At 74.6% G+C, this 21138-nt stretch carries 9 protein-coding genes and 3 pseudogenes; 6 read left to right on the top strand and 6 right to left on the bottom strand.

Annotated features, from left to right (window positions below; translation table 11 throughout):
• Positions 1-22: 22 nt before the first annotated feature.
• Both ACWCPI_RS34240 and ACWCPI_RS34235 read right to left on the bottom strand, forming a co-directional pair.
• Positions 23-1003, bottom strand: a complete 981-nt coding sequence (locus ACWCPI_RS34240) for an ATP-dependent DNA ligase (RefSeq protein ID WP_451041844.1) — start codon at positions 1001-1003, stop codon at positions 23-25.
• Positions 1004-1077: 74 nt separating this feature from the next.
• Positions 1078-1540, bottom strand: a pseudogene (locus tag ACWCPI_RS34235) (LuxR C-terminal-related transcriptional regulator); the annotation flags it as partial.
• Positions 1541-1545: 5 nt separating this feature from the next.
• Between ACWCPI_RS34235 and ACWCPI_RS34230 the strand changes: the two are divergent.
• From ACWCPI_RS34230 to ACWCPI_RS34215, 4 genes and pseudogenes are all read left to right on the top strand, one after another.
• Positions 1546-2220, top strand: a pseudogene (locus tag ACWCPI_RS34230) (AraC family transcriptional regulator); the annotation flags it as partial.
• Between the two features lie 89 nt (positions 2221-2309).
• Positions 2310-2690: a DoxX family protein gene (locus tag ACWCPI_RS34225; RefSeq protein ID WP_451041843.1), complete on the top strand. Its 381-nt coding sequence runs from the start codon at positions 2310-2312 to the stop codon at positions 2688-2690.
• On the top strand, positions 2687-3145 hold the full coding sequence (locus ACWCPI_RS34220) for a peroxiredoxin (protein ID WP_388796176.1): 459 nt from the start codon (positions 2687-2689) through the stop codon (positions 3143-3145). Before ACWCPI_RS34225 ends, ACWCPI_RS34220 begins: the two co-directional genes overlap by 4 nt.
• Before the next feature lie 97 nt (positions 3146-3242).
• Positions 3243-3475: pseudogene (locus tag ACWCPI_RS34215) on the top strand (ATP-binding protein); the annotation flags it as partial.
• An 18-nt stretch (positions 3476-3493) separates the two neighbouring features.
• Here ACWCPI_RS34215 and ACWCPI_RS34210 read toward each other — a convergent pair.
• The gene (locus tag ACWCPI_RS34210; RefSeq protein WP_451041842.1) at positions 3494-3928 is read right to left on the bottom strand and encodes a cupin domain-containing protein; all 435 of its coding nucleotides are present in this window, start codon (positions 3926-3928) and stop codon (positions 3494-3496) included.
• 190 nt (positions 3929-4118) lie between these two features.
• Positions 4119-4730, bottom strand: coding sequence for a DNA polymerase ligase N-terminal domain-containing protein (locus tag ACWCPI_RS34205; RefSeq protein ID WP_451041841.1), 612 nt, complete (start codon positions 4728-4730; stop codon positions 4119-4121).
• Positions 4731-5136: 406 nt separating this feature from the next.
• On the opposite strand from ACWCPI_RS34205, the gene ACWCPI_RS34200 reads away from it, so the two are divergent.
• Together ACWCPI_RS34200 and ACWCPI_RS34195 are read left to right on the top strand one after the other, a co-directional pair.
• Positions 5137-6111 carry a TauD/TfdA dioxygenase family protein gene (locus ACWCPI_RS34200; RefSeq protein ID WP_451041840.1) on the top strand — a complete coding sequence of 325 codons (975 nt, stop codon included), beginning with the start codon at positions 5137-5139 and terminating at the stop codon, positions 6109-6111.
• 274 nt (positions 6112-6385) lie between these two features.
• Complete coding sequence (locus tag ACWCPI_RS34195) at positions 6386-18664, top strand: amino acid adenylation domain-containing protein (RefSeq protein ID WP_451041839.1); 12279 nt, start codon at positions 6386-6388, stop codon at positions 18662-18664.
• Here the strand turns inward: ACWCPI_RS34195 and ACWCPI_RS34190 are convergent.
• Entirely contained in the window at positions 18645-20147 is a 1503-nt protein-coding gene (locus ACWCPI_RS34190; RefSeq protein ID WP_451041838.1) for a metallophosphoesterase family protein, read from the bottom strand. The genes ACWCPI_RS34195 and ACWCPI_RS34190 overlap by 20 nt on opposite strands.
• Positions 20148-20225: 78 nt before the next feature.
• Positions 20226-21104, bottom strand: coding sequence for an MHYT domain-containing protein (locus ACWCPI_RS34185; RefSeq protein WP_451041837.1), 879 nt, complete (start codon positions 21102-21104; stop codon positions 20226-20228).
• Positions 21105-21138 lie beyond the last annotated feature (34 nt).

Here is a 21138-nt window from a genome sequence, read left to right as displayed (position 1 = left end):
AACACTTTCGGCTGACGCCGTGTCACAGGGGGGTGTCCGGCAGGTCGGCCGCCGACTCCTCGGGCGTGAGGTCGGGCCTCAACCGCAGCCAGGACGGCTGGCGCAGCAGCCCGGAGCGGGTGCGGACGCTGTAGCGGACCTCCCCGACCAGCCGGGGCAGCACCCAGCGCGCGCCGGGCACGCGCGGAGCGGGCTCGAAGGGGCAGGCGTCCGTCGCGGACGCCTGCAGCAGTCCGGCCAGCTGCGTCCGCTCCGCCTCGCTCCAACCGGTGCCCACGCTGCCGACGTACCGCAGCCGGCCCGCCGCGCGCTGGCCGACCAGTACCGCTCCCGGCAGGCCGGTGAGCCGTCCCTTGCCCGGCAGCCAGCCCCCGACGATGACGTCCTCACTGACCATGTTGCGGATCTTGATCCAGGCGCGGGAACGCACCCCGGGCTCGTACACCGAGTCCAGCCGTTTGCACAGGAGCCCCTCCAGCCCGTGCTCGCGCGTCGCCCGCAGGGCCTCGGCGCCGTGCCCGACCAGTGCGGACGGCGTCGACCAGTACGGCCCGGCAAGGCCCAGCTCCTCCAGCCGCCCGCGGCGCCGGCTGTAGGGCAGCGCGACGAGGGACTGGCCCGCGAGGTGCATCACGTCGAACAGCACGAGATGGACCGGGGTCCGGGCGGCCATCCGCGCGGCCCGAGCGGGCGCGTGCGCCAGGCCCATGCGGGACTGCAGCAGCTGGAAGTCGGCGCGCCCTTCGGCGTCCAGCGCCAGGACCTCCCCGTCGAGCACCGCGGGTGTGCTGCCGAGCGCGCCGCCCAGCGGACGCAACTCGGGATAGGCGGCCGTGATGTCCTCGCCGGAACGGGCGCGCAGCAGCAGGCTGCCGTCCCCTTCCAGATAGACCACCGCGCGCTGGCCGTCCTGCTTGGTCTCGTACGCCCAGCGCGCGTCCTGCGCGGCGGGCGGCAGGGTGCCGGGCGTGGCGAGCATGGGAGGGATCAGCGGCAGGCTCACGGGTCAGTTCTCGACGATCTCGCCCCTCGCCACGCGCTCCCGCCGCCGTTTTCCCCTGAACGGCGGCCGTGGCGTCACTGCTCCGCGTTCGGCGATGCGGCCCGTACCGGGCCCGACTGGCAGGCCATCACGACGAGTTGGGCGCGGTCGCGGGCACCGGGCCTCGTCATGGCGCGATGGACGTGGGTGCGGACGGTCAGCGCGCTGACGAACAGCTTCCCGGCGATCTCCTCGTTGCAGTGGCCTTCGGCCACCCAGGCCATGACCTCGCGCTCGCGGGCCGTGAGGGCGGCGAGGTCCTCGTGTGCCGCCGACCGCGGGCTCTCGGCGGGGGAGGACAGGAACCGTGTGATCAGCGCGGGGGTTGCGGCGGGGGAGAGCAGGGACTCGCCCGGCCGCCACGGTGCGGATGCCGTCGAGCAGCACGTCCGCGGTGACGTCCTTGTCCAGGAAGCCGCCGGCGCCGGCCCGCAACGCCTGTGCGACGTACTCGTCGATCCCGAACGTGGTGAGGATCAGCACCCGCACCGCCGCCAGACCGCATCGACGCCCACCGCCACGACGACCACCAGATCGTCTACGCGGGCTCCGGCGTCCTCGCCCTCACCACCGACGCAGGCACCTGGTTCGCACCCGGCAACCGCGCCACCTGGGTCCCGGCCGGCGCCGTCGACGCTCACCGCGCCCACGGCCACCTCGACCTGCACCTGGTCGGTCTGCCCGCCGACGACAACCCGCTCGGGCTCGACGCCCCCACCGTCCTCGCCGTCAGCCCGCTCCTGCGCGAACCGATCCCCGCCTACACCCGGGACCCCGACGACGACGGCCCCGAGCGGCGCCGGCTGCTCGCCGTCCTGCGCGACCAAGTGCGCGCCTCCCCCCAGCAGCCGCTGCGCCTGCCCACCCCCACCGACCCCCGCCTGGCTGCGGTCTGCGCCCTCGTCCACGCCGACCCGGCCGACCCCCGCACGCTCGCCGCCCTCGGCGCCGCGACGGGAGCCGGCGAGCGCACCCTCAGCCGGCTCTTCCGCAACGAGTTCGGCATGACGTTCCCGCAGTGGCGCACCCGGTCGCGCCTCCACCACGCACTGCGTCTGCTCGCCGCGGACACCCCCGTCACGACCGTCGCCCACCGCTGCGGCTGGTCCTCCGCCAGCGCCTTCATCGATGTCTTCCGGCGCTCCTTCGGCTACACGCCCGGCACCCACAACCAACGCGCACAGCAGGGGCGATGCGGCCGGGGCGGGTGGCGAGCCATGATCTACCCTCCGGTAGCATCCGGCGGCAGGCCATCCAAGGAGGAACCGTGCCCCGGTCCCAACGCTCCCCCCTGCTGCTCGCCGGCCTGCTGGCCACCGCGGGCGTCGCCCACTTCGCCGCTCCCCGCCAGTTCGACGCGACCGTGCCGAGCGTCCTGCCGGGGACGCCACGGACCTGGACGTACGCCAGCGGCGCCGCCGAACTCGCGCTCGCGGCCGGTCTGGCGCTGCCCCGCACCCGCAAGGCCGCAGCGCTCGCCACGGCGGCCTTCTTCGTCGGGGTGTTCCCCGCGAACGTGAAGATGGCCGCCGACTGGCGCCACCGCCCCGCCCCGCAGAAGGCCGCCGCCTTCGGCAGGCTCCCGCTGCAGGTACCCCTGGTGCTGTGGGCCCGGAGCGTCGCGAGGAACGCGGAGGGCCGGTCATGAGCGCACGAGTGGAGGTCGGCGACAAGGTCGAGGACTTCGCACTGCCGGACGAGACGGGAACCGTGCGCAGCCTGTCCGAACTGCTCGCCGCCGGACCGGTGGTGCTCTTCTTCTACCCGGCCGCCCTCACACCGGGCTGCACCGCGCAGGCCTGCCACTTCCGTGACCTCGCCACCGAGTTCGCCGCCGTCGGCGCGCACCCGGTGGGCATCAGCGGTGACGCGGTCGAACGCCAGCAGGAGTTCGCCGACCGGCACACGCTCGGCATGCCGCTGCTGTCCGACGCCGACGGGACGGTGAGGGAGCGGTTCGGAGTCTCCCGCGGCTTCTCGCTCGCACCCACCAAACGGGTCACCTTCGTCATCGGGCAGGACCGCACGGTCCTGGAGGTCGTCCGCAGCGAGCTGCGCATGAACGCCCACGCCGACCGGGCCCTCGCCGCGCTGCGCAAGTGAGCGTGCCCGCGGGCCGCCCGGCGGCATCCGCGCGCCGCCGGGCGGCATAGGCGCGACCGTCGGGGCACCGCGGTTGATGCGGTGCCCCGCAAGACCACACGCCATCCGCTACGGCGCACCGCCCATCCAGCTCCGTCTGATCCGTGACCGCACTCTCATCTGCGAGGTGTCCGACGGCAGTGCCACCTCCTCGCACCTGCGCCGGGCCCACGCCTACGACGAGGGCGGCCGGGACTGCTGCTCGTCGCCCAGCTCACCCGGCGTTGCGGCAGCCGGCAGACCGGCAGCGGCAAGACGATCTGGGCCGAGCAGCCGCTGCCGCCGACATGAGCCCCGCCGACGGGCCGGTCACTCGAACGGGCAGCCGGGGTTCGGCGCGTCCCGGGAGAACGGCGCGCCGTGCGGCAGCACGTACAGCACGTCGAGGACCACCGGCGTGCCGCCCTCGTTGCGGCCGAGGTGCACGTTGCCGGGGCCCGAGGGTTCCTGGATGAAGCTGCCCTTCGGGTAGACGCCGTCGGACACGCAGGTGGAGTCGTAGTGGGTCAGCGTGCCCTGCCGGGTGAAGGCGTACAGCGGTCCGTCGTGGTAGTGCCAGCCGGTGGCCTGGCCGGGCGGGATGGTGACCTCGCGAAGGATGTAGTCGGTGTCCCCGACGGTCTTCTGACTGATCGTGCGTGCCGTGACGCCGGGGCCGGGCGCAGTGGCCTGGGCCGGCCCGGTGACCAGGACGGTGGCGGCCGCCACGGCGCCGGTGACGGGGATGCGGAGCGCGGGGCGCATACGAGGACCTCCTGTCACGGGAGCTGCTGTCGCCGTGAACATAGAGGCCGGCACGGGTGGTTGAGGGCGGAACCACAACATCCGCCGAATGCGGGGCCGCGACCGCAGCCCCGAGCGGGAGAGCAGTGCGTGCCGCCCGCCCGCACCGGCCGGGACCGCACCTGCCGGTCCGCATGCCCGGTCGCCACCGTCACCCTTCGTCGCCGTCGGCGGCGACCTGGGAGAGGGTACGGCCGGTCCGTACCGAGCGGGCCCGGTACGGGTCGGGGGTGCCGTGCCCGCGCGCCCGCCCCTTGCCGGCCTTCACCAGCAGCCATGCCTCCCGGTCTCCGTCCCGTCCGTCGCGGATCCGGGTCAGCGCGTACTCGCCATGCAGCTTCGAGCCGTTCAGCCGGAACGTGGCGTGTCCGCGCTCCAGGGACTCACCGAAGTCGACGGGCCGGCCCTCGCGGTCGTGGGACAACGGCTCGTACGTGCCGTTGTCCCAGACGATCACCGTGCCGCCCCCGTACTCGCCCTGGGGGATCACGCCCTCGAACGCCTCGTACTCGAGCGGATGGTCCTCGGTGGGCATGGCGAGCCGCTTGTCGCTGGGATCGCCGGAGGGGCCCTTCGGCACCGACCAGGACTTGAGCACGTCGTCCACCTGGAGCCGGAAGTCGAAGTGCAGGGTGCGGGCGTCATGGATCTGCACGACGAACCGAGGCTCCTCGCCGGGGGCCGCCGTGCTTCCCTCCGGCTCGCGGGTCCGCCCGAAGTCCCGTTTGCCGTGATACTCCCGCAGCCGGTCCTTCCCGCTCATGAACGCCTCCTTCACGCGGGCACCGCCAAGCCCTTCCCGCCGGGGTCCGAGTACCCGCCGGGACGCCCGCGACGCGCGCTCCCCGGCTCCGGTGAGGCTCGTCGCGGACTAGGGGTGCTGCGTGAGCGGGGGCGGCGCACGGCGAACCGGCCCGGGGGAGCGGTACTCGGGTGCGGTCGCTCCGTGCCCGATCCGGTCGGCGCGGTGTCGACGGGGGCGGCGGGGCGACCCGCGCGCCGGAGAGCGGGGCGGTCGACGAGCCGACGGTCCCGGGACCACCGGTGCGCTGACGGTCCTTCGGCAACCGGGTGCGCCGGGGCGCTGTCGCCACGTCCGCCGAACCCTGCCACGATCACCCTGGGACCGGCTCCGACCGGAGCCGGCGCGGACGACCGACGGAGCGCGCATGACCACGGACAGGGCCCCCGCCGACGGGATCGAGCACCTCGCGGGAATCGAGGTGAAACCGGTCGCCGGGCACATCGGCGCGGAGGTCACGGGCATCGACCTGGCCGGGGAGCTGGCCGACGCCGTGGTCGCCGCGATCCGGGAGGCGGTGCTGCGCTGGAAGGTCGTGTTCTTCCGTGGGCAGCGGCTGGACCACGCCGGGCACGTGGCGTTCGCGCGCCGGTTCGGCGAGCCGGTGGTGCTGGGCAAGCGGGGGAGCGCCTCACCGCCGGGAGTGCCCGAGGTCGAGACCACCGCCGACCGGCTGGAGCTGGGCGGGAAGTTCGGCATGGAGCACGACGAGTGGCTGCGGCGGCGCCGCCACACCCTGCTGCGCGGCTGGCACTGCGACCACGGCGCGCGCCTCGACCCGCCCGCCGCGACGATCCTGCGCGCCGAGACCGTGCCCCCGTACGGCGGCGACACCACCTGGTCGAACCTGGCGGCCGCGTACGCCGGACTGTCCGGCCCCGTGCGGGAGTTCGTGGACGGGCTGCGGGCCGAGCACCGTCTGGGCGTCGGCTACCAGCCGAGGCCCGGCGACGACGCGTACGTCCGCCATCTCCTGGACCACCAGGTCGCCTCGCTGCATCCGCTGGTACGCGTCCATCCGGAGACGGGGGAACGCGTGCTGTACGTCAACGGCTACTACGTCGAGCAGATCGCCGACCTCTCGCGGGCCGAGAGCCGCGCGATCCTCGACATGCTCCTGGAACAGGCCGTACGGCCCGAGTACACGGTCCGCTTCCGCTGGGAGCCCGGCAGCGTGGCCTTCTGGGACAACCGGGCCACCATCCACCTCGCCCCGAGCGACAACGCCCACCTCGGCCACCCGCGGATCATGCACCGGGTGATGCTCGCCGGTGACGTGCCGGTCGGCGTGGACGGCAAACCTTCCGAGCCGATCACCGGGACCGAAGCGGGGCGCTGGTAGCCGAGGCCAGGCCCGTCCGCCGCGGCCATGCGGCCACGCGCCCATGCGGCCACGCGCCCAGTTCGCCAGTGGCCGTCCGGCCGAGCTGCGCCCGCACGCCGTGCACGTGCGCGCGGAGGCATGAGGCCGAGGGAGCACCGCCCTCCGGCCGGGGTGAACCGTTCGACGAAACTGGTCGTCGTACAGGTGATTGATCGAAAACGCCCGAGCCGGTACCGGATCCCGGCAGGGCCGGTCCGCGGGCGTGCGTTCCGTGGGACGAGGAAGGAAGCGCATGCCGACTCCCGGGCGCCGTACCGCCGTCACGCTCCTCGACATCCTGCTGCACGCCGCCGAGGAGGCCCCCGGGCAGGTCGTCGTCCACGTCCGCGGAGACGGCGGCGAGCGCACCGTGACCTTCGCCGAACTGCGCGAGGACGCCCTGCGCGTGGCCGGCGGCCTGCGCGCGGCGGGACTGGAGCCGGGCACGCCCGTGCCGCTGCTCGCGGATCTGGGCGAGGACTTCCAGCCGATGTTCTGGGGGGCGCTGGCGGCGGGACTCGTGCCCGTGCCGCTCGCCCCGGAGGCCCGCCGGGTGGGGCCGGTCTGGGAGTTCTTGGGCAGGCCCGCCGTGGTGGTGGACGGGACCACCGAAGCTCTGGTCGCCGAGCTGCCGGGCCCCGTGCGCGCCCTGCGGCTGGGTGAGCTGCGCGAGGGCGAACCATCGCGCCCGCTGCCCGCCCGGGACCCGCGCGACGTCGCCTTCCTGCAGTTCTCCTCCGGCAGCACCGGCGACCCCAAGGGCGTGGAGGTCACCCACGAGGCGGTTCTCGCGAACCTCCGGCAGATCCGCGCGGCCATGGCGATCACCTCGGACGACGTGGTGGCGACCTGGATGCCGTACTTCCACGACATGGGCCTGATAGGCACCCACCTCGTCCCCATGGCGGCGCACCTGAAGCAGGTGCGGCTGGAGCCGCTGACCTTCGCCAAGCGCCCGGCCCGCTGGCTCGAAGCCGCGGCGCGTCATCGGGCGACCCTGCTGTCGGCCGCCAACTTCGCGCTGGCCCTCGCGGTGCGGCGCGTGCCGGACAGCACCTGGTCCGCACTGGACCTCAGCGCCGTACGCCTGCTGCTCGTGGGCGCCGAGCCCATCGCGCCGCGCGTGTGGCGGGAGTTCACCGCGAAGGCCGGTGCGGCGGGACTGGACGCCAGGGCCATGCTGCCCGTGTACGGGTTGGCCGAGGCCGCGCTCGCGGTGACCGTACCCCCGCTCGGGGAGGTCGCAGCCCCGCTTCAGCTGGACCGCAAGGAGCTCAGCCGGGGTCGGGCCGTGCCCGTGCGACCGGGCCCGGACGCCGTCGAGTTCATGGACGTGGGCCGTCCCGTCCCCCACTGCCGGATCCGCGTCACCGACGACGCCGGAAGACCGCTCGCCGACCGGCGTGTCGGTCATGTCGAGGTACGCGGCCCCCAGGTGGCCCGTGGCTACCACCGCAGTCCCCAGGCGAGCGCGGAGGCGTTCACCGGTGGCTGGTTGCGCACCGGTGACCTGGGCTTCCTGCACGAGGGCCGGCTGTGCGTCACCGGCCGGCACAAGGACGTCGTCTTCGTGGGCGGCCGTACCTTCCACGCGCCCGACATCGAAGAGACCGCCGCCGCGACCGAGGCGCTGCCCCAGGGCGCGGTGGCGGCGATCGGCTCCACCGATCCGGACACCGGCGGCGACCGGGTCGTGGTGTTCGTCCAGTGGGCCCGGCCCGCCCTGCGCACCGCCCTGCCCGTCCTGGACGCGGTGGCGGCCAGGGTCAGGGAGACGCTGGGCCACGACGACGTACGGGTGCTGCCGCTGCCTCCCGGGGCGTTCCCCCGGACGACGAGCGGCAAGCTGCGGCGGGCGCTGATGCGTGCCCGGTTCGAGGCGGGCGCCTACGCGGCGGTGGAGGAACGGCTCTCAGGAGCGCGGGAGCGGGGCCGGACCCGGGCGGGCCGGCCTGTGCGGGACGGCCGGCAGGGGGCGGCGCCACGGTCGCGGCGTGACGTCGAGGACGTGGTCCGGGGGATCTGGGCGCGGACACTGGAGCTGCCGCCGACACAGATCACCCGGCACGACCGGTTCTTCGCCCTCGGGGGCTCTTCGCTGAAGGCCATGACCGTGCTCGCCGGGATCGAGGACGCCTTCGCCGTCACCGTGGAGCCTCGCGTCCTGCGCGACCACGACACCGTGGCGGCGCTGGCCGGGCATGTGCTTGCCCGCCTCGACGGGGCGCAGCGGACGTCCGACGACACGTCGGGCCGGGGTCGGGGGCCCGCCGGCAAGGACGCCGGGCGGGTCCCGGCGACGCCCGGCGAGGGCGCGGGGCCGCTGGCGGTCCTCGGCATGGCCTGCCGCTTCCCCGGCGCCGAGACCCCGGAAGCGTTCTGGGAGCTGCTGGTGTCCGGGCGCGACACGGTGACAGCGGTGCCCGAGGGCCGCTGGGACGGCCGGGAGGGCTGGGAAGGCCAGGAAGCCCGAGGGCGCGGGGAGGAGGGCCGCAGCGGCCGGGGGCCGGGCGCTGCCCCCGGCCTTTTCGGGTCCTTCCTCCCCGATCCCGCCTCCTTCGACGCCGCCTTCTTCGGCCTGGACGACGAGGAGGCCCGCGCGACCGACCCCCAGGCGCGGCTGTTCCTGGAGCTGGCCCACGAGGCGCTGGAGCGCGCCGGATACGCCGGGCCGCGGCGCTCCGGGCGCCGGATCGGCGTCTTCGCCGCCGTCGGAGACAGCGGCTACCGCGAGATCCTCGCCGCCGCCACGGACGGCGACCTCGCCGCCCAGCCCGCCGCGCTCACCGGCAACCTGCCCAACCTCGTCGCCGCCCGCCTCTCCCAGGCGCTCGACCTCGACGGCCCCGCCCTCGTGGTGGACACCGCCTGCTCCTCCGCGCTCGTGGCGCTCCACCTGGCGCGGCGCAGCCTCCAGAGCGGCGAGTGCGACATCGCCGTGGTCGGCGGCGTCCAACTCGCCCTGACCCCCACCGGCCACCGGCTGCTCGCCCGCGCGGGTGCGCTGTCCCCGACGGGCGCCGGCCGCCCCTTCGGCGCCGCCGCCGACGGCATCGTGCCCGGCGAAGGCGGAGCCACCCTCGTCCTCGCCCGCCTGGACGACGCGCTGCGGGCCGACGACCCGGTGCTCGCCCTGGTCCGCGGCACCGCCGTCAACAACGACGGCCGCTCGCTCAGCCTGCTCGCCCCCAACCCGCGCAGCCAGCGCGAGGTCATCACCCAGGCGTACGACGAGTGCGGCATCGACCCCGACACGGTCTCGTACGTCGAGGCGCACGGCACCGGCACCCCGGTCGGTGACCCGGTCGAGGCGCAGTCACTCGGGCACGCCTTCCCGCCCCGCACCGACGGACTTCCGCGCCTGCTCGGCTCGGTCAAGGCGAACATCGGACACCTGCTCAACGCCGCCGGGATGCCGAGCCTGGTCAAGACGGTCCTGGCACTTCAGCACCGCCGGATCCCGCCCTCCCCGCACGCCACCGAGCCCGCGCCTTACGTGCGCCACCTCGCCCCCGGCTTCGAACTGGTCGCGGGGCAGAAGCAGTGGCGAGCCCCCGGCCCTCTGCTCGCGGGCGTCAACGCCTTCGGCTTCGGCGGCACCAACGCGCACGCCGTCCTGGAGGAGCCGCCCGTCCGAACGCCCTCCGAGAGCCCCAAAGCCGGCGGCCCGCACCTGCTCACCCTGTCGGCCGGCAGCGCCGAGGCCCTGCGCGCGTCCGCCGCCGAGCTCGCCGCGTTCGTCCGGGCCGAACCGGACCTGGACGAGGCCGGCCTCTGCGCCACCGTCAACACCGCCCGCGAGGACGGCGCCCACCGTCTCGCCGTGGTCACCGACGGCGACCTGGCGGACCGTCTCCAAGCCGTACGCCCGTCGGACTTCACGGTCGCCCGGTCGCGTTCACGGATCGTGTTCCTGCTGCCCGGCCAGGGAACCCAACGGCCCGGTCAGGGACGCGCCCTGTACCGGTCGGCCCCGGCGTTCCGCGAGGTCCTGGACGAGGCGTCCTCGCTGACCGGGCCCGTCCTCGGACGCTCGCTCGCCCAGTGGTGCCTCGATCCGCGCGCGGATCCCCGGGAGTTGGCCAGGACGGAGGTGGCGCAGCCGCTGCTCGTCGCGTTCGGCGTGGGCCTGGCCCGGCAGCTGGGGGAGTGGGGCCTCGGCGCGGACGCCGTCGCCGGACACAGCGTCGGTGAGATCGCGGCCGCCTGCGCCGCCGGTGCGCTGAGCCTGGCCGAGGCGGTGGGGTTCGCGGCGGAACGCGGGCGCCTGATGGGCGAATTCGCCCCGCCCGGCGCCATGGCCGCCGTCAAGGGTGACGAGGACACCGTCGCCGACCTCGTCCACGGCTGCGGCGACTCGCTCGGCGTGGCGGCCGTCAACGGGCCCGGCCAGGTCGTGATCTCGGGCGCCGAGGACGCCGTCGACCGGGCTCTCGCGCGGCTGACCCGGCGGGGTGTGACGGCGCGCAGGCTCCGTGTCTCGCACGCCTTCCACTCACCGCTGATCAAGCCGGCCCTCGATCCCCTGCGGGACGCGGCCAAGGCACTCACGGCCGAACCGGCGGACCTTCCCATGCTGAGCACGGTCACCGGCGAGTGGCGGCCCGACCTCACACCCGGCTACTGGCAGGAGCACGCCGTCCGGCCCGTGCGTTTCGGCGCGGCTGTGGCGAGGCTCTTGGAGGAGGGCTACGACACCTTCCTCGAACTCGGCCCGGACAACGCCCTGGGCGGCGCGGTCCGCGCGGTCGCCGGCGCCAGAGCCGCCCGCGATGTGGCGGTGTGGACGACGGGAACGTCCTGTGCCCCGGGCCGGAACGGTGCCCCCTGCGGGGCTCGCGCCCTGCTGGAGACGGCGGGCCGCCTGTGGGCACGTGGAGCGGTGCTGGACCGGGAGGCACTGGCCCGCGCGACGCGTGCCGCCGCCGCCCCCAGGGTCCCGGTACCGACGTACCCGTACCGGCGTACCCGGTACTGGCCGCGCAAGCCCGGCGCGGCGACCCTCGTCCGGCGCCTCGACTGGCGGGACGCACCACTCACACCGGCGGCGGGCCCGGGTGCGGTACGGCTGATCGGCGCCGACCAGCCGCTCGGACGGGCCCTGACCGAGCGTCTGACCGGCCGCGGAGTGACGGTGCTGGGGGAGCGGGAGGCTTCCCGGCAGGGTGCCGCCTCGGCCGACACGGTGGTGTGGCTCGGCGGCGTGGGGGAGGACACCCTCCTGACGGCGGACGGTGGTGACGGGGCGGCGGGCGGCGGAGCCCGGGCGGCGGACGGCCGTGACGGGGCCAGAGAGGTCAGGGAGCGGGCCGACCGTGCCGCAGACGTCGGCGACCCGGCCGCGATCGGCACCCCCGGGCGCGCAGCGGACCGCCCTCACCGGACCGGGTCCACCCCCGACTGCCTCGACACCGCCTCACCACGCCCCGCGCTGGACGCACTCGCCGACGCCGACGGCTGTTCGCGTCTGCTGGTCGTCACCGAGGACGCCTTCGTGACCGGCACGGCCACGGAACGGGCACGCCCGGCGCGGGCGCTTGCGCACGGCTTCGCCCTCGCACTCGCGGAAGAACACCCAGGACTCACCGCCCGCAGCGTCGACCTGTCCTCGCACGACACGCTCGACGCCCGGCTCGACGCCCTCGAACAGGAGCTGTTCTCGTCCCCCCACCCGCAAGGGCAGGGCGTGGGCGGTGCGGTCGCATGGCGCGGTGACCGCAGGCTCGTGCGTACGCCGTGCGAGGTGACGGACGCCGCCACGTCCCCCGGCGCCCTGCCTCCGCACGGCACCTACCTGATCACCGGCGGAGCCGGCGGCCTCGGTTCCGCACTCGCCCGTGACCTCGCCGGGCGCGGCGCACCCCGGCTCATCCTGACGGGGCGTTCCGCGACCGCCCCCGGCGAGCTGCTCGCCGAACTCCGCGCCCAGGGCGCCCTGGCCGAGTACCACGCGACCGACGTGTCCGACGAAGCCGCCGTCGACGCCCTGTTCGCAACGCTGCCCGCTCTGGACGGCGTGTTCCACGCCGCCGGGACGGTCCGGCCGGGCACGCTCCGCTCCAAGACCGACCGGGAGATCGAGCAGGTGCTCGCCGCGAAGGTGCGGGGTACGTCGCTGATCGCCGAGGCGCTGCACCGGCACGGCCGGCGCCCCGCGGTGTGCGTCGCCTTCTCCTCGCTTGCCTCCGTGGTGCCCGAACTGGCGGGTGCGCTCGGCGACTACGCGGCGGCCAACGCCTTCCTCGACGCCTTCGCCGCCGCCGAGCGCGCGGCCGGGAATCCCTGGCAGGCGATCGGGTTCGGACCCGTCGCGGACACGGGACTGGCCGCCGGTTCACCGGCCCTGGCCCGTATGCGCGCTCACGGACTGACCCCCATGAGCGCGCGGGACGCCATCGCCGCACTGCACACGGCCGTTGCCACGGATGCCGCGCATCTGCTGGTCACCTCGTCGCGGATGTCGGCGCCGACCGTCGTGGGGGACGGTTCGCACGACAGCCCGCCCACCGCGGCCCCGACCACCGCGCCCCCGACCACCGCGGACGCCGTGCGCCCCGTACCGGACCCGTCCCGCGTGACCGAGCTGGTGCGCCACCTGCTGGCCGAGGCGCTGCACCGCGCCCCCGAGGACATCGGCGACGACGAGCACTTCCTCGGTCTCGGGCTCGACTCGCTCACCGCCGTGGACCTCGCGCGGCGCCTGGAGGGGGAACTCGGGCTGCCGCTGCCCGCCACGCTGCTCTTCGAGTACCGGACGGTCGGCGAACTGGCCACCCACCTCAGCAGACGGGCACCGACCGGCGCCGCTGCCCCCGCCGCCGCGCCGCCCGCGCGGGAGGACTCCCCGCCACGCCCCCTGACCCCGCTCCAACTCGCCTTCCACACGACCGAGGCGCTGTACGACGGCGTCACCGCCTACGGCTACATACGCCAGACCGTCAGCGGTCCCCTCGACACCGGGCTCCTCGGCCGTGCCTTCGGCCACCTCGCCGCACGGCACTCCATGCTGCGGCTGCGGATCACCGGCGACGGCACACCGCCGCGCCAGTACGCCGCGCCCGCCGAGCCCACCGACCGGCCGCCCCGCTGGTACGAGGTGCGCGAACCGGACGGCGCCTCCCCGCCGCTGCCCGACGTCGAACGGCGGCTGTACAACCGTCCGTTCGACCTGACCGCAGAGGACCCGGTGCGTGCCGTGCTCGTCCGCGACCCGCGCGACGCCCACCTCGCCCACCTGCTGCTGGTCGTCCACCACAGCGCCGCCGACGGCTACAGCCTCAAGGTGCTGTGCGAGGAACTCTGGTCGCTCTACACCGCGCTCGCCCACGACGGCACCCGCGAACTCCCGCCCGTCCGTGCCGAGTTCGGCGACTACGCGGACCTCGTGCGCGCCGAACGCCACTCCCCGGCCTTCACCAGGGACCAGCGGTACTGGAGCGAGCGCATCGCCGAACACACGGCAGCCGCCTCGGCGCGGGCACTGCCGTACGACGGCGACCCGGAGGCGCTGCCCACACCACCGCTCACCCACCACCAGACCGCCGTGGACGCGGCCCTCACGGCGGGACTGCGGGAGCTGGCCGCCCGGCACGAGGTCTCCCTCTTCCACCTCCTCCTGGCGGTGTACGGCCGTTGCCTGGCCCGCTGGAGCGGCCGGCGGCGCGTCGCCGTGAACGTGGCGCGAGCCCGCCGCGAGGCACCCCTGCCCGGGATCGAGCGTCTGGTGGGCCCGCTCGCCGACACCCTGCCGGTGTTCGTCACCGTCGACCCCGACGAGCCCGTGACCGGACTGGCCCGGCGGCTGCGCCGGATCTGGCAGGAAGCGGAGTCCCACGCCACACTCACCAGCCCCGACATCGCCGCGTTGCTGCCCGCCACCGGCGCGGCCCCGCGCACGGTCGCCCCTGCCGGGTTCAGCTTCGCCCGGTTCCCCGTGAATCACGGCCGCGACTGGCCGGTCACCGTGACCCCGGCCGCGGCGGCCACCGCCTCCGCGGCGACCCGCCTCGGGCTGCTGTGCTGGGAATCGGACGAAGCCCTCAGCCTGTCCTGGAACCATCCCGCCCACCTCTTCCGCCCCGAGACCGTCGAGCGTCTCGCGGCCGAGTACCGCGAAGAGCTGCGCGCCGCCACCGAGCCGCCCACCCGTCCGCGGCCACACGGCGACGGCGAGGGGATCGTCGACCGCCTGGATGCCCGGTTCCTGGCGACACCACGAGCCGTCGCGGTGGACACCGGCCGCACCACCCTCACCTACGCCGAACTCGACACCGCCTCCGCAACGCTCGCGGCACGGCTGCGTGCCGAGGGCGTACGCCCGGGTGATCTGGTCGGCCTGATCACCGAACCGGGCGCCGACACCGTCGTCGGCGTGGTCGGCATCCTCCGCGCGGGCGCCGGCTGGGTGCCCCTGGACGCGACCCACCCCGAGGCGCGGCTGCGGGACCAGGCACGTCGCACCGAACTGCGTGTCACGGTCTGCCAACCCTCGACCCGTGGGGCCGCCGCCGCGCTGGACGGCGTCACACCGGTCATGGTCACGGCCGGCGACCAGCCCTGCGCCACCCCGCCGCCGAGCGAGCCGCAGCCCGCCGACCCGGACGCCATCGCCTACGTGATCTTCACCTCGGGCTCCACGGGCCGCCCCAAGGCGGTCCCGATCACGCACCGGTCGATGCTCAACTACCTCGACTGGTCCGTGGCGACCTTCGGTTACGGCCCGCAGGACCGGCTCGTGCAGACGGCGTCCGTCTGCTTCGACGCCTCCGTACGGCAGTTGCTGGCACCGCTGCTGGCCGGTGCCACGATCCACACCCTCACCCGGGACCTCCTGCGTGACCCCGAAGCACTCCTGGACCGGATCGTCGACCACCGCATCACGGTGTGGAGCTCGGTACCGACGCTGTGGGAACGCCTGTTGACGGCCGCCGAGACCCGGGCACGGCAGGACGGGACACCGCCGGACCTGTCGGACTTGCGCTGGGTGCACGTCGGCGGCGAGGCACTGCCCGCCGCGCACGTACGCCGCTGGTTCGACCTGCTCGACGCGTGCGGCGGCCGGGAGCACCGGATCGCCAACCTCTACGGGCCGACCGAGACCACCATCAACGCCACCTGCCACATCATCACCGCCCGGCCGGCCGACGACGCACGGCAGGTGCCCATCGGCCGGCCGGTGGCCGGGACCGATCTGGCCGTCGTCGCCGAGGACGGCCGTCACTGCGCGCCCGGCGAACCCGGTGAACTGCTCATCGCCGGCACCGGGTTGACCCCCGGCTACCTCGGCGAACCGCACCTCACCGCCGAGGCGTTCGTCGAACGCGACGGCAACCGCTGGTACCGCAGCGGCGACCGGGTCCGTCGGGCGGCGGACGGCGTACTGGAATTCCTGGGCCGCCTCGACGACCAGGTGAAGGTCCGCGGCCACCGCGTGGAACTCGGCGAGGTGGAGGCCGCGCTGCTGACCCACCCCGACGTCGCCCGTGCCGCCGTGCTGCTCCATGACGGGCGTCTGGTGGCCTACCTGGAACCCCGGTCCGGCTCGGCCGATCCCGACGCACGCGAGGTACGCGCCTTCCTGGCCCGCGTGCTGCCGCCGTACATGCTGCCCGGACGCATCCGCACGCTCCCGGTGATGCCCCTCACCGGCACCGGAAAGATCGACCGCAACCGGCTGGCCCACAAGGCGCAGGCGGCGTCCGAGGCGGAGACCGGTGAAAGCGCGGGTACGCACGAGACCGCTCACCACGCCGTGGGGGACCCTGCTGCGCTGCCCGCGCGATGCGGCCCCGGCGCCCCGCCCGCCACCCCGACCGAGCACACCGTGGCCCGCATCTGGTCGGACCTGCTGGACGTGCCGGCCGTCACCCGGGAGGACGACTTCTTCACGCTCGGCGGCGACTCCATCCTGGTCCTGGAACTCTTCGCCCGCCTGCGCGCGCACCTGCCGGCCGTCCCCCGGCCCACCATCGTCTACACCCACCGCACGCTCGGCGCCCTGGCCGCGGCCCTGGACACGGCCGCCTCACCGGAGCCGCTCCCGGAACCCGCCCCCGCGCAGGCGACGGCCCCCTACCCCCTCACGCCGTCCCAGCGGGGGTTCCTGCTCGCCGAGGCCCTCGACCCCACCGCGGGCTCCGGCTGGCTCGCCCGGTTCCGGCTGACCGGACCACTGCGGCCGGACGTCTTCCAGCGGGCCGTCGACATCCTGGTGGCCCGTCATCCGATGACGCGTACCGTCTTCCCCGCGGGTGCCCGCCCACCGGTGCAGCAGGAGCTGCCGGACTCGTTGCGCCTGCCGGTGGCGGTGGAGTCGCTGGCCCACCCCGGTCTGCTGGAGCAGCGGATCGCCGAGGAGGCGGGGCGCCGGATCGAGCCGTGGGCCTGGCCGTTGCTGCGGCTGCGGCTGTTCACCGTGGCGCCCGACGACCATGTGCTCCTCGTCCACGCCCACCACCTGATCGGCGACGGCTACAGCGCCGCCCTGCTCGCCAGGGAACTGCTCACCGTGTACGACCGCCTCGACCGCGGCCTGCCGCACGGTCTGCCGCCGCTCCAGAGCACCTTCCGCGAGCACGTCGCGCTGTCCGCCGTACACGCGCGACCCCGTGACCCCGAGGCCGAGGCGTACCACGCACGGGTGTGCGCGCCCTACACGCCGCCCGTGCTGCGCCGCCCGGCCACCGAGGACACCGAAGCGGCCCCCGCGTTCCACACCACGGGGTTCACGCTGGACGCCGCCACCACACAGGGGCTGCGCGTGCTCGCCCGGGCGGCGCGGCGCACGCTGTACGCGCCGCTGCTCACCGGGTACTACCGGGCCCTGGCGTCTCTCACCGGCCGACGCGACCTGGTCCTGGGGCTCGCGGTCACCGGACGCGAGGACTCCACCGCCGACGCGCATCGGGTGTTCGGCCCGTTCGCGCAGGCGGTGGCGGTACGACCGGCCCGGACCCATGGCCAGGGCGAAGGGCAGCAACCGCCCTCGTTCCATGAGGACATGAGGAACATCGCCGCCGAGGCCGAGCTGGCCCGGGCTGCGGGGCCCAGCGAGGCGCGCACGGCGGCGGGGCTGCCGTACCACGGCCAGTTCTTCTTCACCTTCCTCGACTTCACCTCGCTCGGCTCCCTGCCCGACGGCCGTCTGACCCTGCACACGGACGACTCCGACACCGCCCTCGCGCCACCGCCGGTGGGCACCGACGTCTTCCTCGCCGTGCGGCCGGTCGCCGAGGGTTCGGGTCTGCGCGTCACCGTACGAGCCTCGGCGGCGGCGCTCCCGGCGCGCGAGGTCGCCGGCTTCGCGCAGGAGATACGGAGTCAGCTCCGGGGCGCGCTCGGCGACACCCGTGCGTCCGGCGCCCGCCGTCCGCGACACACGACGGCCCCGCTCGACGCCGCGCTCGTCGGCTACCTGCCCGCACCACGCCATCTGGCCGCCCTCGCCGGGCTGCCGCAGGACCTTCCCGGCCTCGACCGCGAGGAGATCCGGGCGCTCCTCTTCCCGGACGGCCGCGCACGTCTGCTGGAGCGGACCACGACCCCGCTGGGGACCTCCGGGTTCGTCGCCCTCCCCGTGTTCGCCGACGAACTGGCCCCGGGAGCCGAGCTGGCGGCCCGCACCGCCCGGGCCGTAGAGCGGGCCGCCGCACTCGGCGCCCGCTGTGTCTCGCTCGCCGGCATGATCCCGTCCCTGACGGGCTACGGCTACGACGTCCTGCGGGAGACCACGACGAGCGCGGCGCTCACCACCGGACACGCCATGACGACCGTCGCCGTGGCCCGCACGGTCCACGCGGCGCTCGCGGCGACCGGCCGCCACCTGGCGGATCTCTCCCTCGCCGTCGTCGGATGCGGCTCGATCGGCACCTCGTCCCTGCGCCTGCTGCTGGCGACGGCCTCCCGGCCGCCGGCCCGGCTGCTGCTGTGCGACCTGCCCGGCAGCGCCGCGCGACTGCGCCGGCTGGCCGCGGAGCTGTCGTCCGCTCACCCGCGGACACCGGTGGACGTCGCGGAGTCGGGGCGGACACTGCCGTCGGTGGTCTACGAGGCCGATGTGATCGTCACCGCCGTGAGCGGCGCCCACGCCCTGCTGGACATCGGCCTGCTGCGGCCCGGCACGGTCGTCGTGGACGACTCCTTCCCGCACTGCTTCGACACCGCGAGCGCCCTGGACCGGATGAGCCGGGAGCAGGACGTCCTGGTCGTCGGAGGAGGTCTGCTCGCCCTCGACTCGACGCGGACCCGGCTCGACGCGGAACTGCCGGACGTGGCGAAGTCCGGCTTCGCCCTGCGTTCCGGGATCCCGGGCACGATGGCCTCCTGCCGCCTGGAGTCCCTGCTCCACACCCGGCTCACGGAGTCCGGCCGCCCCTCTGACCTGCCCCTGACCCACGGCCTCGTCGATCTGCCCCGCGCCCTCGCCCACTGGGACGCGGCCGACGCCGCCGGGATCAGGCCCGCCCCGCTGCACCTGCTCGACCGGGTCGTCGCGCAGGGCGCGGGGCGGCCGCTCAGACGAGGGGGATCGTGATGTCGTCCTCGACGGGCGGGTCGATCTCCTGGGCCCGGTTGCCGGTCGCGGCGTAGCAGCGCAGACGGACGGCCTCGGGGGTGACGTCCAGACGCAGGAAGGACTTGAAGAAGGGCGGGCTGTAGGTCTCCGAACCCGGTGAGAACAGCTGCGTGTAGATCTTGCGCACGGGCAGACGCAGCCGCGCCGTGCGGTCGGGGCGGCGGCCGGCGCCGAGCAGGGCGGCGACCAGGCGGATACGCCATGTGATGCGGGCGGTCCGCTGCTGGGCACGGGTCAGCGGGATGCCCAGACGCTCGGCGACGACGGCCGCCGCCTCCGCCTCGGTGAGGGTGAAGAAGCGGCGCATCCGCAGCCGGCGCCCGTAGAGCCGGCTGTAGAAGGCGAGGGAGTCACCGCGCAGGGGATAGCAGTGGAAGTCCTTCTCGGTGACGTCCGCGATGTCGACCCGCGGGATCGTGTGCGTGGCGTGCATGAACGCACCGCCGCCGCCCGAGACCACGTACTGGATGCGGCGGCCGTCCACCTGCACGGGATAGCGCTGGTAGTTGTGGATGTCGCCGCCGATCGCCGCGACGTAGCGGTGGGCCGGGTCGCGGACGATGTCGTCCACGGTGCCGCCCCCTTCGATGGCGCAGGGGTGGTGCTCACCGTCCACGTACAGGGGTTGGCCGGTGACGAGGATCTTCGGCCGCGGGTCCTCGGACACCTCGCGCAGCCACGCTCCCTGTTCGGCGTCGATGGTCCCGAGCAGACCGGTGTCGAGACCGACGATCCGCACCGGCCCGGCGTCGATCGCCCAGTACGGACCGGGCTGGACGGCCTGCTGGACGGCGGCCGACCGCAGCGTGCGTGCCTCGCTCAGGCGTCGGCCGTCCCCCTCGCGAGGCCGGTGCCACAGCAGCGAGCGCAGCCACGCCCTGCTGAACGCGCGTGGCGTGGGCTCGGGTGCCAGGGGCGGGGCGTCGCCGCAGAAGACACGCATGAACGCGCCGAGGTCCTCGTACCAGTCGTGGTTGCCCGGCAGCGCGTAGATGGGCGCCTGGTAGTCCTGGTACGGCCGGAAGAACTTGGTGCCGTAGTCGTCGGCGCTGCCGACCGGGTAGATCACGTCACTGGCGAGGATCGCGAACCGTGTGTCCTGACCCACTTTCAGCAGGCCTGGCACGACGGCGTACTGGGAGTCGTCGCCCTCGCCGGTGTCGCCGATGACCAGGAAGGAGAAGCGGTCCGGGTCGTCGCGCCGGATCACCTTGTCGGCGGGCGCCCCGGCAGCCGCCCGCTGCGCCACCCAGCGGCTTCGGGTGCGACCCGTGGGGTCGCCGAACCAGGACGCCAGCATGCCGTTGCGCGCGGCCCACAGCGTCTTCGGGTTCAGCCAGGAGATCTTCTCGACCTTGGGCGGCATCAGCCGTTTGTACGCGCCGAGTTCGGCGGCGCCCCAGCCGGCGCCCTCGGCGGTATCGCGTGAGGAGTCAGACACGGGTGCACCGTAACAATGGCCGGGTTCGGGCCGGCACGGGAGGCGGGGGCGGGCGAGTCGTCGCTTCCCCGCCCCCGGTCACCGCTCGCGGGTCCACGCCTTCGGGCCGGGCGGTCGGGCGCCGACGGGGGCGGCCCTGAGTTCCGGTCCGGTGCCCGGCCGTTGCCCGGGGGCGCTGTCCGGTCCGGTGCGCCGGGGGACGGCGGACCGCCTCCGCTCGGCCTCCCCCAGGACCAGCAGCGGGTCGAACATCACCACCACGCCGGCCAGCAGCAGGAAGGTGATCGGCCCCAGGAGCATGGGCAGCAGCAGCGAGGTGGGCGAGTCGCCGGACCACGAGGCACCCGTGGTGCCGTGCAGGTGCACGCTGACGGCGGCCATGCCGGTGTAGTGCATCCCGGAGACGGCGATCCCCATGACCAGGCTGGCGCCGAGGCTGGTCGAGAAGCCGCGGACGGTGACGGCCGCCCACAGTGCGGTGGTCGCGGCGACGACGGCGATCAGGACGGACAGCCCGACGGTGACCACGTCGTACCGGATGCTGCCGTCGAGGCGCATCGCGGCCATGCCCAGATAGTGCATGGCGGCCACACCGAGCCCGGTGATCACACCGGCGCCGGTCAGCGTCCCCCTGCCCGCCCCTCGGTAGCCGACGATGAACACGCCCACGCCGACCACGAGGATCGCGACGGCGAGGCTGAGGACGGTGAGGCCCGCGTCGTAGCCGATCCGGGCCTCCGCCACGTCGAACCCGATCATGGCGATGAAGTGCATGGTCCAGATGCCGCAGCCGATGGAGGCGGCGCCCAGCGCCAGCCAACCCGGCTTCCAGGACTCCTTGTCGAGCAGCGAGCGGACGATGCACCGCAGCCCCAGCGCCCCTCCCAGGCAGGCCATCAGATAGGCCGCCACCGGGGTCACCGCACCATAGCGGAACCCGTCGATCGTGCCTTGCATGAGCCAACTCCCCCCAGAGCCATGGCCATTGATG

This window comes from Streptomyces sp. NPDC001920 (assembly GCF_053594495.1).
The sequence above is the reverse complement of the archived record's forward strand: the minus strand, read 5'-3'. Positions and strand labels throughout refer to the sequence as shown.

Bases quoted from the DNA above. Each gene is read 5' to 3' on its own strand.
- ACWCPI_RS34210 (WP_451041842.1), bottom strand. From the start codon at position 3,928: ATGCGCCCCGCGCTCCGCATCCCCGTCACCGGCGCCGTGGCGGCCGCC.
- ACWCPI_RS34200 (WP_451041840.1), top strand. From the start codon at position 5,137: ATGACCACGGACAGGGCCCCCGCCGACGGGATCGAGCACCTCGCGGGA.
- ACWCPI_RS34195 (WP_451041839.1), top strand. From the start codon at position 6,386: ATGCCGACTCCCGGGCGCCGTACCGCCGTCACGCTCCTCGACATCCTG.
- ACWCPI_RS34185 (WP_451041837.1), bottom strand. From the start codon at position 21,104: ATGCAAGGCACGATCGACGGGTTCCGCTATGGTGCGGTGACCCCGGTG.
- ACWCPI_RS34205 (WP_451041841.1), bottom strand. From the start codon at position 4,730: ATGAGCGGGAAGGACCGGCTGCGGGAGTATCACGGCAAACGGGACTTC.
- ACWCPI_RS34220 (WP_388796176.1), top strand. From the start codon at position 2,687: ATGAGCGCACGAGTGGAGGTCGGCGACAAGGTCGAGGACTTCGCACTG.